The organism is Nocardiopsis oceanisediminis (assembly GCF_048595525.1).
Taxonomy (GTDB): Bacteria; Actinomycetota; Actinomycetes; order Streptosporangiales; family Streptosporangiaceae; genus Nocardiopsis_A; species Nocardiopsis_A oceanisediminis.
The window spans coordinates 3,381,983-3,395,725 of sequence record NZ_JAFMZJ010000001.1; the positions used below are offsets into that span (position 1 = coordinate 3,381,983).

General features: G+C 76.2%; 13 protein-coding genes and 1 pseudogene. 11 read left to right on the forward strand and 3 right to left on the reverse strand.

The window, feature by feature from the left end; all coding sequences use genetic code 11:
• Positions 1-659 precede the first annotated feature (659 nt).
• The 11 genes from J0910_RS14920 (at position 660) to J0910_RS14970 (ending at position 10,125) form a co-directional block, all read left to right on the forward strand.
• Positions 660-1,181, forward strand: coding sequence for a methylated-DNA--[protein]-cysteine S-methyltransferase (locus tag J0910_RS14920; RefSeq protein WP_420159109.1), 522 nt, complete (start codon positions 660-662; stop codon positions 1,179-1,181).
• A gap of 51 nt (positions 1,182-1,232) precedes the next feature.
• Positions 1,233-1,730: an RNA polymerase sigma factor gene (locus tag J0910_RS14925; protein WP_420159110.1), complete on the forward strand. Its 498-nt coding sequence runs from the start codon at positions 1,233-1,235 to the stop codon at positions 1,728-1,730.
• Positions 1,727-2,314: a methylated-DNA--[protein]-cysteine S-methyltransferase gene (locus J0910_RS14930; protein WP_420159111.1), complete on the forward strand. Its 588-nt coding sequence runs from the start codon at positions 1,727-1,729 to the stop codon at positions 2,312-2,314. Before J0910_RS14925 ends, J0910_RS14930 begins: the two co-directional genes overlap by 4 nt.
• Positions 2,311-3,042 carry a 2OG-Fe(II) oxygenase gene (locus J0910_RS14935; RefSeq protein ID WP_420159112.1) on the forward strand — a complete coding sequence of 244 codons (732 nt, stop codon included), beginning with the start codon at positions 2,311-2,313 and terminating at the stop codon, positions 3,040-3,042. Before J0910_RS14930 ends, J0910_RS14935 begins: the two co-directional genes overlap by 4 nt.
• Before the next feature lie 11 nt (positions 3,043-3,053).
• Positions 3,054-3,317 carry an Ada metal-binding domain-containing protein gene (locus J0910_RS14940; RefSeq protein ID WP_420159113.1) on the forward strand — a complete coding sequence of 88 codons (264 nt, stop codon included), beginning with the start codon at positions 3,054-3,056 and terminating at the stop codon, positions 3,315-3,317.
• Positions 3,314-3,850, forward strand: a complete 537-nt coding sequence (locus tag J0910_RS14945) for a type 1 periplasmic-binding domain-containing protein (RefSeq protein WP_420159114.1) — start codon at positions 3,314-3,316, stop codon at positions 3,848-3,850. The genes J0910_RS14940 and J0910_RS14945 overlap by 4 nt, the downstream gene beginning before the upstream one ends.
• 176 nt (positions 3,851-4,026) lie before the next feature.
• The gene (locus J0910_RS14950) at positions 4,027-4,662 is read left to right on the forward strand and encodes a DNA-3-methyladenine glycosylase I (protein WP_420161999.1); all 636 of its coding nucleotides are present in this window, start codon (positions 4,027-4,029) and stop codon (positions 4,660-4,662) included.
• Between the two features lie 460 nt (positions 4,663-5,122).
• On the forward strand, positions 5,123-6,193 hold the full coding sequence (locus J0910_RS14955) for an ABC transporter substrate-binding protein (RefSeq protein WP_420159115.1): 1,071 nt from the start codon (positions 5,123-5,125) through the stop codon (positions 6,191-6,193).
• Between the two features lie 182 nt (positions 6,194-6,375).
• Positions 6,376-7,101, forward strand: coding sequence for a pentapeptide repeat-containing protein (locus tag J0910_RS14960; RefSeq protein WP_420159116.1), 726 nt, complete (start codon positions 6,376-6,378; stop codon positions 7,099-7,101).
• Between the two features lie 166 nt (positions 7,102-7,267).
• Entirely contained in the window at positions 7,268-7,828 is a 561-nt protein-coding gene (locus J0910_RS14965; RefSeq protein ID WP_420159117.1) for a Uma2 family endonuclease, read from the forward strand.
• A gap of 509 nt (positions 7,829-8,337) precedes the next feature.
• Positions 8,338-10,125, forward strand: a complete 1,788-nt coding sequence (locus J0910_RS14970) for a serine/threonine protein kinase (protein ID WP_420159118.1) — start codon at positions 8,338-8,340, stop codon at positions 10,123-10,125.
• A gap of 437 nt (positions 10,126-10,562) precedes the next feature.
• On the opposite strand, the gene J0910_RS14975 is transcribed toward J0910_RS14970, so the two are convergent.
• The 3 genes and pseudogenes from J0910_RS14975 to J0910_RS14990 form a co-directional block, all read right to left on the reverse strand.
• Positions 10,563-11,522, reverse strand: a complete 960-nt coding sequence (locus J0910_RS14975) for a MerR family transcriptional regulator (RefSeq protein WP_420159119.1) — start codon at positions 11,520-11,522, stop codon at positions 10,563-10,565.
• Between the two features lie 34 nt (positions 11,523-11,556).
• Positions 11,557-12,731, reverse strand: a pseudogene (locus tag J0910_RS14980) (helix-turn-helix transcriptional regulator).
• A gap of 286 nt (positions 12,732-13,017) precedes the next feature.
• Complete coding sequence (locus tag J0910_RS14990) at positions 13,018-13,593, reverse strand: GNAT family N-acetyltransferase (RefSeq protein ID WP_420159122.1); 576 nt, start codon at positions 13,591-13,593, stop codon at positions 13,018-13,020.
• Positions 13,594-13,743 lie beyond the last annotated feature (150 nt).

Consider the following 13,743-nt stretch of genomic DNA (forward strand, 5'->3'; position numbering starts at 1 on the left):
AGTCCATCCGGGACCATGCGGCACGCCCTCGAACAGGCAGGCCAGGCCGGGCAGCCACATCGAGCGGGCCCTCCCCGCAGCGGCCAGGGCCGCGGTTCGGAGAGGTCGGCGACTTCCGTCCGCCGGGCTCCAGGCAGGCCACGGAGGCGGGGGCGCGCCACCGGGGCGGCGGCCTGGTGCTCGGCGGTGTGGGCATCACAGGCCGGTTCCTGGGTGCGCCGCTCGGACGGCCGGGTGCGCGCCCGCTCCTTCCACAGCACCCCGGGGCCCTGGCCGCCCTGATCACCGGACACCTCGACCTGTGACGCGGTGCTCGGACCGCCGCCGGGCTCGCGGAGCCGGGGCGGCTGCACGACCGTGTCCGTGCCGGACGGGCGGCAGCGGCGCGATCCGCGGCCGACGAGGTGGGGCCGGGCCCGGTGGCCGGGGCCGGTCCTCCGAAGGAGCGCGGCCGGCGGCCGCGAGCGGGGGGAGAGGCCGCTGCGCCCATGCGCGCCGGCGGGGACCGCCGGAGGTGCCTTGCGGCCGGGACGTGCGGGCGGCCGGGGCGCCCTGTCCGGCGCCATGCGACGAGCCCCCTCCCGCCGGTTCGCAGATGCCGCCGCGCGGACCTCACGTTCGGCGCCGCCGAAACGTCTACCGGGCGAGCAGGAGAGGTGATGCGGATGAAGACGGCGCGGCATACGCGGATCGGGACGGTGCTGGGCGAGGTGACCCTGGTCGCGGACGGCGGCGGGCTGGCCGGGCTGTACTTCCCGGGGCACCGGCCCCTTCCCGATGCGTCGGCGTTCGGTGAGCGCGTGGACGCCGGCGCCGACGGGGTGCTCGCGCGGGCCGGGGCCGAGCTGGAGGAGTACCTCGCCGGCCGGCGCCGCTCCTTCGGCGTGCCCCTGAGCACGCGGGGGGACGCGTTCTCCGAACGGGTCTGGGCGCTGCTGGCGGAGATCCCCTACGGGCGGACCATCGGCTACGGGGCGCTGGCCGAGCGGCTCGGCGACCGGCGGGCGGCCCGGCGGGTCGGGCGGGCGGTCGGGCGCAACCCCCTGTGCGTCTTCCTCCCCTGCCACCGCGTGGTCGGGGCGGACGGCTCCCTGACCGGGTACGCGGGCGGCCTGGAGCGCAAGCGGTGGCTGCTGGAGCTGGAGGAACCCGCCGAGGCCGCCGCTTCCCGGCTGTTCTGAGAAATCGTGTCTCACATCCGGCCGGGCCGGCGCGTCTACGGTGCGATGAAGATGAAGGAACCATTCGAGCAGGCCGTGAAGCGGCATGGGGCCACCGTGCTGCGGGTGTGCCGTGCCGTGCTCGGCCCGGGCCCCGACGCCGACGACGCCTGGTCGGAGACCTTCCTCGCAGCCCTCCGGTCCTGGCCGGAGCTGCCGGAGGACGCCAACGTGGAGGCGTGGCTGGTGCGCGTCGCCCACCGCAAGGCGATCGACGCCGCCCGCTCCCGCTCCCGCCGGGCGGTCCCCACCGAGGACGTCCCCGAGCGGCCCTCGCCGCTGGGCAACCCCGGCGGCGACGAGCACGGCCTCTGGGAGGCGGTCGCCGCGCTCCCCGAGCGGCAGCGCCTCGCGGTCGCCTACCACTACTTCGGCGGGCTGCCGTACGCGGAGGCCGCCGAGCTGATCGGCGGCAGCGCGGACGCGGTGCGCCGGGCCGCGGCGGACGGCGTCAAGAGCCTGAGACGGACCCACCACGCGGGCGACCCACGGAAAGGAGCATCCCGATGAACCACGAAGCGTTCCCGGTCTCCGGCGATGACCTCGCGCGCCTGCACACCGCACTGGCCGCCCGCGCCGCGGACGAGGGCGTCCTCGACGTCGCCTACCGCACCCTGGACACCCCCGTCGGTCCGCTGCTGCTGGCGGCGACCGCGAGGGGCCTGGTGCGCGTCGCGTTCGAGCGCGAGGGCTTCGACACCGTGCTGGAGGCGCTCGCCGCGAAGGTCAGCCCCCGGGTGCTGGAAGCCCCGGCCCGGCTGGACCCGGCGGCCGCGGAGCTGGAGGAGTACTTCGCCGGCCGCAGGCACGGCTTCGACGTGCCGCTGGACCACGCGCTGTCCTCGGGGTTCCGCCGGATCGTGCAGCGGTGCCTGCCGCAGATCGGATACGGCCGCACCCGGTCCTACAAGGAGGTCGCCGAGCTCGTCGGCAACCCGAAGGCGGTGCGCGCGGTCGGCACCGCGTGCGCGACGAATCCGCTGCCGGTGGTGGTCCCCTGCCACCGGGTGCTGCGCACCGACGGCGGCCTGGGCGGCTACATCGGCGGACTTGAAGCGAAGACGACCCTGCTGGCTTTGGAGAACGCGGCATGAGCGAGAAGAGCACGAAGGACGTGTACGCCGACCGGGTCGCCTCGGGCGACTGGGAGGCGATCACCGGCGAGGTGAACGAGTACGGCGGGGCACTGCTTCCGCAGCTGCTCACCCCGGAGGAGGCCGAAGGGATCCGCGGCCTCTACGGCGCCGGCGGCGACACGTTCCGCACCACGGTCGACATGGGCCGCCACCGCTTCGGCGAGGGCGAGTACCGCTATTTCAACGCCCCCTATCCGGAGCCGGTCGAGCGGCTGAAGCAGGCGCTCTACCCGAGGCTGCTGCCCATCGCCCGCGACTGGTGGGAGAAGCTGGGGCGCGAAGCGGTCTGGCCCGACACCCTCGATGAATGGCTCCGGATGTGCCACGAGGCGGGGCAGGTGAAGTCGACCGCGATCCTGCTCAGATACGGCGAGAAGGACTGGAACGCGCTCCACCGGGACCTCTACGGCGACCTCGTGTTCCCGCTGCAGGTCGTCATCAACCTCAACGCCCCCGGCGTCGACCACACCGGCGGGGAGTTCCTGCTGCTGGAGCAGCGGCCCCGAGCCCAGTCGCGCGGGACCGCGTTCCTGCTGCCCCAGGGCCACGGCTACCTCTTCACCACCCGCGACCGCCCGGTGCGCTCCAAGCGCGGCTGGTCGGCGGCCCCGGTGCGCCACGGGGTCTCGGCGATCCGCTCCGGGCAGCGCCACACCCTCGCACTCGTCTTCCACGACGCCGCATGAGCGGGGCGGCCGTGAACGGGAAGACCTACACGCTGCTCGGGCCGGGGCCGAGGGCCTATGAGAGCGCGGTGCCGGGCCGCCTCGGCGGGCATCGCGGCAGCCGCGTCTACGGGCGCCTGGACTGCCCGGCGGCGCTCCGCGCGATCGCGAAGGGCGGCTATGCGGAGCACCGCGTGTTCTTCGCCGACGAGGCGACCGCGGTCGCCACCGGATACCGCCCGTGCGGTTCCTGCCTGCCCGAAGAGCACCGGGCGTGGAAGGGGGCGCAGCGGTGAGGGCGGCGACCCCGCGGCTGCCCGGGCGCGCGACCGCCGGGCACACCGCCCCGCCGGCGCCGGCCACCGGAGCCGAGCTCGCGGCACTGGTCGGCCTCGCCGCCCGGACGGGGGCGCGGTCGGTGGTGCTGGGCAGCGGCCGCGACCAGGCCGCGCGGGAGAGCGCCGCACGCTTCGCACGGGCGTGGGAGGAGGCGGGCGGGGCGGTGCTCGACACCGTGTCCTGGCCGGAGGAGGCGGCCTCGTGGCTGCGCCAGGCCCGCAGGCTCACCTGCCCGGAACCGGACCTGTGGGTGCTGGGCGGCGCCGCGGCGGGGCTCGCGCAGATGATCCGCCGCTTGGCCTGGTCGACTCCGTGGACGCCCCGGCGCACCCTGGCTCTGGGCGCGGCCGCGGTCCGGGCCGGGCGCCTCGCCGGGGCGGATCTGGCGGAGGGGATGCGCGGTGCGCACCCGGACGGGGCGCTGTGGCGGATCACCGGCGGCGGAGTCTCACCGCTGCACCCGCTCGCGGCCGAAAGGGGCCCTCGGTGAGCGGGCCGGCCCTTCCGGGCGGCCGGCCCAGGGGCGCCGGAGCGGACCTGTGCGGCCGCGCCCGCCGACTCGCCACCTACCACCATGCGCGCGGGCGGTCCCGGCGGCCGGAACCGCGCCCCTGACGACAGCACCGGGAGGCACGACACGTGAACACCGCGCCCGCCGAAGACCCGATCACCGCGCCCGCCTCCGGGAGCGGCCCGGACACCGGCGCCGACCCCGGGACGGTGGTCGGCGGCGACGGGCTCGCCCGCCCCGCCTGGGCGGCGGCCGACCCGATGCTGCGCGACTACTACGACACCGAGTGGGGCATGCCGGTCCGCGATGAGCAGGGGATGTACGAGCGCATCAGCCTCGAGGCGTTCCAGGCCGGCCTGTCGTGGGCGACGATCCTGCGCAAGCGCCCCGCCTTCCGGGCCGCGTTCGAGGGCTTCGACCCCGACCGGGTCGCCCGCTACGGCGGGGACGACGTGGAGCGGCTGATGGGGGACGCCGGGATCGTGCGCAACCGGGCGAAGGTCCTCGCCGCGATCACCAACGCGCAGGCCACGATCGGGCTCCGGGACAAAGGCGGCCTGGCGGAGTTCGTGTGGTCCTTCCGCCCCGACACGACGCCGCGCCCGCGCACGTTCGCGGAGATCCCCGCAAAGTCGCCGGAATCGCTGGCGCTGGCCAAGGCGCTCCGCCGGGAGGGGTTCGCGTTCGTGGGGCCGACGACGATGTTCGCGCTGATGGAGGCCGTCGGCATCATCGACACCCACCTGCTCGGCTCGCACCGCCGCGGCTCGTCCGGCGTCTGGCCGGTCTGACCGGCACCGGGGCGGGCGTCCCCGCGGAGGGGAGAGCGTGCCGCCCCGCTCCGCCCGGATGCGGCGGCTCCCCGGCAGCGGCGCCGGGACCGCCGCCCGCTGGAAGGCCTCCGGGCGCCGCCGCGGGCGTTCCCGCCTTCGGCGTCCGAGCGGCCCTTCCACGGGAGCGCGCCGCCCGGGAGGCCCGCGGACATCGCCGCGGAGGCCTCCGCCTCCGCGCGTCCGGGGAGCGCCCTCCGCGTTCCCGCCCGCCGGCGCCCGAGGGCTCGGAAGGCCGCCCCTGCCGGCCGCCCCCGGCCTCCGGGACCTCCCCGGCCCCCTCTGCTCGCGGCGATGTCAGTTTAGGCTAACCTAATCTCTGATCGATGGGCGGGTCATCCCCTCTGAACAGGGGAGGCGCCGCCGTGCCCGGGGCGCCCCCGCGCCCCGGCCGCAGCAGACGTTCAGGAGAGCAGGCACAGTGGACACCAGGACAGCACGGCGGACCCGGCGCGCACGGCGCATTCTCTCCGGCCCCGCCTTCTCGCGGCGCAGCGCCCTCATCGGCCTCGGCGGGATCGCCGCGCTCGGCGCGGCGGGCTGCAGCAGCGGCACCGCCGGCGGCGAGGGCGGGAGCGGCCCGAGCCGCACCATCGAGCACAAGTACGGCAGCACCGAGATCTCCGGCACCCCCTCCCGGGTGGTCACCGTCGGCCTCACCGAGCAGGACTACGCGCTGGCGCTGGGCGTCGCCCCGGTCGGCGTGCGCGAATGGTTCGGCGGGCACCCCGGCGCGCTGTGGCCCTGGGCCGCCGAGGCGCTCGGCGACGCCGAGACCCCCGAGGTGCTCCCGGTGGAGGAGCTCAACTTCGAGCAGATCGGCAGCCTCCGCCCCGACCTCATCCTGGGCGTCAACTCCGGGCTGACCGAGGAGGAGTACACCACCCTGTCCGAGCTGGCTCCGACCGTCGCCCAGCACGCCGAGTACGCCGACTACGGCACCCCCTGGCAGGACATCGCCCGCATGGTCGGCACCGCCCTCGACGAGGAGGACAAGGCCGAGGCGCTCATCGCCGACATCGAGGCCCGCTTCGAGGAGATCCGCGAGGACAACCCCGACTTCGCGAAGTCCACCGCGCTGCTGGCCAGCTCCATCACCGGGGAGGCCTGGGCCTACGCCGAGGGCCCCGCCCCGGGCTTCCTCGCCCAGCTCGGCTTCTCCCTGCCCGAGGACGCCGAGGCGCTGTTCACCGACGAGAACCGCGAGCCCAAGCAGGTCGCCCTGGAGGACCTGGAGGTGCTGGAGGCCGACGCGCTGCTGGTCGGGCTCTACGGAGCCCCGGAGGACAGCGTCACCGGCCGGGACGTCTTCAAGAAGCTGGCCACCGCCGAGGAGGGCCGGGTCCTGGAGATGCCGGAGATGAGCCGGCTCAACGGGGCGCTCTCCTTCGGGTCGCTGCTCAGCCTCCACTACGCCCTGGACGAGCTCCCGCCGCGGCTGGTGAAGATCCTCGACGGCGACCCCGGCACCGAGCCCGACAAGGTGGAGTGAGACCGGTGCGGGCGGCGCGCCGCCCGCACCCCGCCCCCTGCCGCCGGCCCCGCCCGGCGCCCCGGGCGAACGGCCCCCGGGCGGAGGGGCGGCGCAGGCCCCGGACCCGCCCGGGGCGGGCCGCCGCGCCGGATGCGCGCCCCCGCCGCCGCCCTGTCGCCCCCGGCCCCTAGCCTGCCCGCATGACCGACCACCTGCACGAGCTCGCCGCCGGCGGGGAGATCCGCGGCGCCGACCTCTCCGGGCGGGACCTCACCGCCGCGCTGTCCGCCGTCCCCGGGCGCCCGCTGACCCTCACCGAGTGCGACCTGCGCGGCGCAGACCTGAGCGGCGCCTTTCTGACCGGGGCCGTGCTCACCCGGTGCACCGCCGACGGGGCCCGGTTCGACCGGGCCGACCTGGACGGCGCCCGCTTCGAGGGCGGCACGGCCGGGAACGCCTCCTTCGCCTCCGCGGAGTGCGCCGACGCGGTGTTCGACGGCACCGACCTGGCCGGCACCCGGTGGGCGGGCGCGGTCCTCGCCGACACCGCCTTCACCGGCTGCCGGCTCACCGGAGCGGGCTTCGAGGCCTCCCGCGGCATCGGCGCCTCCTTCACCCGGTGCAACCTGATGCTCGCCTCGCTCAAGGGCATGGCGCTGCGCGGCCGGGCCTTCACCGGCGACCGGCTGGACGAGGCGGACCTGACAGGGGCCGACCTGCGCGGCACGGTGTGGCGGGAGAGCCGCCTGCGCGGCGCGCTGCTGGCCGGCGCGGACCTGCGCGGAGCCGACCTCCGCGGCGCCGACCTGGGCGAGATCCGCCTGGAGCGGGCGGACGCGCTGCGCGGCGCCGTGATCTCCCCGGAGCAGGCCGGCATGCTGCTCTCCTCCCTGGGCATCACCGTCGCCCCGGCGGAACCGGCCTGATCCGCCCGTCATCCGGAGCCGCGGACTTCTACAGGAAGTCCTCTCTCGAGCGCCCGGTGCGCTGAATCCTTGGGAAAAGGGGGACGAGTAACCTGAAAACCGTGCGGCGCCGGTGGGCGTTGCACCAGGATCGAGGGGACGGCACCTCATGGCACGGAGGCCGCGGATGGCAGTGACCGCACCCGAGTGCGCGGCCGGCCTGTTCGAGGCGCTCGATTCCCTCGACCCCCCGGCGGGATACCGGGTGGAGATCCTCAAGGAAGAGATCACCATGTCGCCCGCCCCCGCGGGCAAGCACCAGCGCAATGTCTTCGAGTTGCTCTGGCAGATCAAGCCTGTGCTTCCGCAGGGCTACGATGTCGAGTCCTACCTTGAGATCCGGATGCATCACATCGGACGCAGCACCATTCCGGACCTGTTCGTCGCACCGTACGAAGTACTGGCGACCGACGCGAGCCATATCCCGCCGGACGACGTCCTGCTCGTCGCGGAAGTGGTCTCTCCGACCAACGCGGAGAACGACCGGGACCTCAAGCTCGGCATCTACCCGGCGGCGATGATCCCGGCCTACCTGCTCATCGACCCGCTCCGGGCGACCGTCACCCTCTACACGGCCCCGGAGAACGGCGAGTACCGCAAGTCGGAGACCGTGGCTTTCGGAAAGCGGCTCGCGGTCCCCGAGCCGTTCGGCTTCGACCTGGATACGGCGCGCTTTCTGGCCCGCTGAAGAAGGGCGCCGAGGGAGCGGGGCGTCAGGTCGCGATGTGGACGGTGCGGCCGGTGCGCAGGGCCTCCAGGGCGGCGGACGGGCGCGGGGCCTCGGCGTGCTCCGCCACGCGGCCCGGCGGGGGCCGGTGCCCCCTGTGCCCGGGCTCCGCCGGCGGGACCCGGCCGCCCGGGTCGGTGATCGGCCCGGAGGCCGTGAGGTAGGCGCTGGGCAGGGCGGCGAACCGCTGCTCGGGAGGGGGAGGCGCGCCGTGGTCCGCAGGCCGGCCCCCCGCGGGAGGGCGGGTCGAACGGGCCGCGGCAGATGGCGCGCCCCACTAGGATCTACGCAGTAAGGTCGGCGTTGAACGTACTCCCACCCCCTAGACTGGGCGTCTTCCGATGAGGGGTGAGGCGCCGGGAAAAAAGGACGAACGCGCCCCCCGGAGGACACGGGCCGCGCCCGGAGATCCGGCTACGATCGCGGGAAAGGGCGGCCACCCCGCGGCGGCGATCAACGGAGGTTTCAACGTGGGCCCACTGGAGCACGGCGACCCGGAGCGCATCGGGCGGTACCGCCTGATCGGCCGACTGGGCGCGGGAGGCATGGGCCAGGTCTACTTCGGCCGCTCCGCCGGGGGCCGGGCCGTCGCGATCAAGCGGATCCACCCGCACATGGCCGCCGACCCCTCCTTCCGGGAGCGGTTCGCCCGCGAGGTCACCGCGGCGCGCCAGGTCAGCGGCGCCTTCACCGCGCCGGTCATCGACGCCGACCCCGAGGGGGAGGTGCCCTGGCTGGTCACCTCCTACGTGCCCTCGCTCCCGCTGGACGACGCGGTCCAGGCGCACGGCCCGCTGCCCGAGTACTCGCTGCGGGTGCTGGCCACCGGCCTGGCCGAGGCGCTCAGCGAGATCCACCGGGTCGGGCTGATCCACCGCGACCTCAAGCCGGGCAACGTGCTGCTCGCCGAGGACGGGCCGCGCGTCATCGACTTCGGCATCGCCCGCGCCACCGACGGCACGGCCGCCACCCAGTCCATCATCGGCACGCCGGGCTTCATGTCGCCCGAGCAGGTCCAGGGCGAGCACATGACCCCGGCCAGCGACATGTTCGCCTACGGCGCGGTGCTGGTCTACGCGGCGGCCGGCACCGGGCCGTTCGGCGAGGGCGCCATGCACACCATGGTCATGCGCATCATCCAGAACGAGCCGGACACCAGCGCGGTGCCGGCGTCGCTGCAGCGGGTGGTGGCCGCCTGCCTGGCCAAGGACGCCCGCAACCGGCCCACCCCCGGCCAGCTGCTCGACTTCCTCGGCGACGCCCCCGGCGGCGCGTCCTGGCTGCCGCCCGTCTTCCAGCAGGGCATCCGCGACCAGGTGGAGAAGGTCAACGCCGCGCTGGGCGGCGCCCCGACCGCGACCGGGGCCACCGAGGGCGGGGCGGACGGCCGCACCTCGGTGCTGGGCGCGGGCGCCGCCGGAGCCGCCGGCGCGGCCGCGGGCTACGCCGCCGGCCAGGCCATGGGAGGGCCCGGCGGGGGCGACGCCACCTCGGTGATGGGCGCCGACGGCCGCACCGCCCAGTACCCGGGGCAGGCCCCCGCCGGCCACCAGCCCACCGCGCAGTACGGGCAGGGCGCCGGGCGCACCGCCGCCTACGATCCGTCCGGCGGGCCCGGGGCGACCGCGGCGATGCCGCCGGCCGCCGACGACGCCTACGGCGACCTGTACCGCGGCTCCGGGCAGGACACGGCCTCGGCCACCCGCGCCCAGCAGCAGGAGGAGCAGCGCCGCCGGGCCGAGGAGGAGCACTACCGGCAGGCGGAGGAGCGGCGCCGGCAGGAGGCTCAGCGCGAGGAGGAGCGCCGCCGCCGCGAGGCCGAGCGCGCCCACCGGGACCGGCTGCGCGCCGAGGAGGACGCCGCCCGCCGGGCCCGCTCCGATGCGCGCCGCGCCTCCAGTCCGGGCGTGTGGGGCTTCGTCAAGCTCGTTCCGCTGCTGGTCATCCCGATCCTGCAGATCCCGCTGGGCTGGGGCGCCGCCCAGGCCTGGCAGTGGTTCACCGCCACCGACGTGTGGACCGGGCAGCCCTGGTCCTACGAGGGGCTGTGGGGCGCCGAGCTGATGGACGGCTTCAACTTCGCCGGGTTCGTGCTGGCGATGCAGCTCGGCTACTTCCTGCTGAACAACGTGCTGTCGCTGGAGTACCTGGTCCGCTCGCTGCGCAGCGGCTTCATCGTGGGGGTCATGCTCGCCGCGGTCGCGCTCATCGCCACCAACGGCGCGCTGAGCTACTACGGGTTCTTCGAGTCCTTCTGATCCGGCCGCCGGGCCGGCGCCGCCGCCCCTCCGCACGCTCGCGGAGGCGGCGGCGGTCCTGTGTCCGGTGCCGGTTCCCGGCCTCCGCCCGCATCCGCGCACGGCGAGCGCCGTCCGGGCGGCGGGCGGAGCGCGCCTCCTCCACCCGGGTTCCGGCCCGGCGCCGCCGGGAGCGGCCCGGAAGCGGGGGCCGCCCGTTGAGCGGGTGCGGGGCCCGGCCGGGCGGACCGCCGCGAAGCGGGCGCCCGCGCCCGGCCCGCCCTCCTTCCGGCCGGGGCCGGGCCTCCGTCCGAGAACGGGCGGAGCGCCGATGCCCGGCCTGCGGCCCCTCCGGGGAGGCGGCGCCGGAGCGCGTCCGGGCGCGCGGGGCCCCGGCCAGGGGGCGTCCCGGGCCGGGGCGGGCCCCGCCGGGCGGTGCCGGCGGGGCCGGTCGGGGATCAGGCGGCCGAGGCGCGCAGGGCCGCGATGAACCACTCGAAGGCGGGGACGCCGGGCTCGAAGGCGGGCCACCCGTTCACCTTGCCGAGGAGCCGGTAGTAGCGCTCCACGCGGGCGTCGGTGAAGGCGGCGTAGCCGTCCGCGAGCCGGATCCGGCCCTGCGGGGTGTCCTCGACCGAGGGGTCGGCCGCGGTGAGGCGGGCCATGGCGGCGTCGAGCGCGGCGCGGCCCTCGGCGGAGCCGGGCGCGGTGCCGGCCTCCAGGGCGGCGCGGCCGGTCTCGATGACGATGCCGGCGGCCTGCTGCGCCTCCGGTCCGGGCCGCGGGTCCTCGTCGGCGGCGCGGGCCCGGGCGCCCTCTTCGGCCATCTGCCGGGCACGGTCCCGGAACCCGGGGTCCTGGACCAGTTCGGCCAGTTCCACCCAGGCGTCGACCTGCTCGGGGGTGGGGTCGTCGGGCAGCTCCACCCGCATCGAGCGGATCGTGGCGGCGGGCTGCTCGGCCGTGTCCAGCCCGCCGAACACGTACTCGTGGTAGTCGTCGAGGATCGCCTGCCGCTCTTCGGCGGACAGCTGGGCGAGGCGGTTCATCAGGGAGATCTCCCTTGCGGTCGGTTCCTTCCGGGCGATGGTGCGCAGCACGGCCCGGCGGAGGCGGAGGATGCGGATGCGGGCGTCGAGCGCCTCGGCGTGCGCCGCGGCCACCCGGCCCAGGCCGTCCCCCGCGTCCAGCACGCCGCGGATGTCCGGCAGGCCGAGGCCGAGTTCGCGGAGCGTGCGGACCAGGTCCAGGCGCGCGGCCGCCTCGGCGTCGTAGAGCCGGTAGCCCGCGGCGCTGCGGGCGGTGGGCGGGACGACGCCCTCGTCGGCGTAGAACCGGATGGTCTTCACGCTCAGGCCGGTGCGCCGTGCCAGTTCACCGATGGTGTGCAGGCCCTCCGGGCCGTGCTGTGCGTCCATGGGGACCACTGTGGAGCCTCCCGTCGCTGGAGGGTCAAACCGCTCTCTCCGGGGTGCCGGCGGGGGAGTCCGGCGGAGGCCGGCCGTGGGGCGGCTCCGGGGGTGCGGCCCCGGCGGCGCGCTCCTCGGCGGCCGCGCCGGGGGCGTAGCGGGCGGCGGCCGCGCGCAGGTGCTCGGCCAGGGCGGTGCGCAGCTCCGGCGGGTCGACGACCTCCAGGTCGGCCCCGTAGGCGGAGAACTCGTGCACGGCGATGGGGACGGACTCCACCACCAGGTCGGCCTCGTGCCGGCCGTCGGCGCAGCGGCGCGCGGTCCCGGCGCCCGCGGCGGTGCGCTGCGAGGAGAGCGCGGGCAGCAGGCGCAGCCCGCGGTCGGTGAGGCGGACCCGGGTGCGCAGGGTGTACCGGGAGGCCTCGAACTCCTCGGCCCAGGCGGCCCACAGGGCGGGAAGGTCGAAGCCGTCGGGGCGGGTGAAGGCCGCCCCGGTGTCGGTGAACTCGGTGATCCGGTCGACGCGGTACGTGCGCACCTGCCGGTCCGAATCCCGCTGCTCGCCGGTCCTCCGCCGCCCGGGCGGCCCGCCCGCGCGCTCCGCCCCGGGCGCGGCCCCGGCCCGGGAGCCGGCCGGGCCGGCGGCGGGGGCCGGGCGGGCCAGGACGTACCAGGTGTCGCCTTTGAGCACGATGCCCAGCGGGTCGACGGTGCGCAGCACGGTGCTCCCGTCGAACCGCCGGTAGCCGATCTCCACGGTGCGCTCCCGCCAGACCGCGGCGGCCAGCGCCGCCAGGTGCGGGGTGGCGGCGGGGCTGCGCCACCAGGCGGTGGCGTCCAGGTGGAAGCGCGTACCGACCCGCTCGGCGCGCTCCCGCAGCTCGCCGGGGAGCGAGGCGAGCAGCTTCAGCCGGACCAGGGCCAGCTCCGAGCCCAGCCCCAGGGAGTCCGCGGGGCCGGGCAGGCCGGTGAAGAAGAGCGAGTCGGCCTCGCCCTCGGTGAGCCCGGTGAGCCGGGTCCGGTAGCCCTCCATCAGCCGGTAGCCGCCGCCGGTGCCCCGGTCGGCGTAGATCGCGGCACGCCTGCGGCGCCCAGCGCCTCGGCGTCGCGGTAGACGGTGCGCTCGGAGCACTCCAGCTCCTCGGCGAGTTCGGCCGCGGTCATCCGGCCCCGGTTCTGGAGCAGGAGCAGGAAGGAGAGGAGCCGGTCGGCGCGCATGCCCCCAGTATGCGGCGGGATCCTGACAGGTGCTGTCAGGAAGGGGCGGGCGGCGGGCGCCGGAGCGGTCCCCGGACGCGCCCATGCGGTGCCTTCCCGGGACCCTGGTTCCGGACGCCTGCGGCTCCGAGGGGCCGCCGATGCGCCGGCCCGGAGCCCGGCTCCCGGGGAAGCGGTGGGCGGCGGTCCCGCCCCAGGGCGATGATCTTGACGTTGCGGGGGTGTCAGAGCGCTCTGACACCCCCGCAACGTCAAGATCATCGGGGGGGGAGGGGGCCGGGCCCGGTCAGAGCCGGTAGGCCCGCTCCCACTCCGGCCGGGTGATGGCGTACTCCACGTCGCCGTGCTCGGAGCCGGCGATGGGGTGGCCGCCCTCGTTGAAGGTGCGGACCAGGCGCATCCCGGCCTTCTCCATCACCCGCCGGGAGCCGGCGTTGACCGCCATGGCGCGGGCGAACACGCGGGGCACCGCCGGGTCGGCGAACGCGGCCGAGACCAGCGCCCGGGAGCCCTCGGTGGCGTAGCCCCGGCCCCAGGACGAGCGGCGCAGCCGGTAGCCCAGCTCGGGCTGGTCGGGGTCGGCGCCGGTGGGCTCGCGCAGGTGGAACCAGCCGAGGAAGCCGCCCTCCCGGGTCTGGGCGGCCCAGAACCCCCGGTCGGAGGAGCGCTCGTACCAGCCCAGCATCGCGGGCAGGATCCGCTCCCGCACCTCCTCGCGCGGGGTGGGGCGGCCTCCGGTCAGGTAGCGCATCACCTCGGGGTCGGCGTCCAGGCCGAAGAGCAGCCCGTCGTCGTTCTCGGTGAACCGGCGCAGCACCATGCGCTCGGTCTCCAGGAACACCGTCATGCCCGTCTCCTCCATCGCCGCGGTTCCTCCGTCGATGCTCGGTCGGCGGTCGTGGCGAACGGTAACGCACCGGCCGGGGCCCGTCCGGCAAGGACCGCTCGGCGGCGCGGTGGCGGCATGACCGTAATGGCCGTCCGGGGCGGGGCCGCCGCGCCCTCCGCGGTG

Excerpts from the sequence above, each read along its gene's own strand:
- J0910_RS14920 (WP_420159109.1), top strand. The coding sequence starts at position 660 with ATGCGGATGAAGACGGCGCGGCATACGCGGATCGGGACGGTGCTGGGC.
- J0910_RS14925 (WP_420159110.1), top strand. The coding sequence starts at position 1,233 with ATGAAGGAACCATTCGAGCAGGCCGTGAAGCGGCATGGGGCCACCGTG.
- J0910_RS14930 (WP_420159111.1), top strand. The coding sequence starts at position 1,727 with ATGAACCACGAAGCGTTCCCGGTCTCCGGCGATGACCTCGCGCGCCTG.
- J0910_RS14935 (WP_420159112.1), top strand. The coding sequence starts at position 2,311 with ATGAGCGAGAAGAGCACGAAGGACGTGTACGCCGACCGGGTCGCCTCG.
- J0910_RS14960 (WP_420159116.1), top strand. The coding sequence starts at position 6,376 with ATGACCGACCACCTGCACGAGCTCGCCGCCGGCGGGGAGATCCGCGGC.
- J0910_RS14965 (WP_420159117.1), top strand. The coding sequence starts at position 7,268 with ATGGCAGTGACCGCACCCGAGTGCGCGGCCGGCCTGTTCGAGGCGCTC.
- J0910_RS14975 (WP_420159119.1), bottom strand. The coding sequence starts at position 11,522 with ATGGACGCACAGCACGGCCCGGAGGGCCTGCACACCATCGGTGAACTG.
- J0910_RS14990 (WP_420159122.1), bottom strand. The coding sequence starts at position 13,593 with ATGGAGGAGACGGGCATGACGGTGTTCCTGGAGACCGAGCGCATGGTG.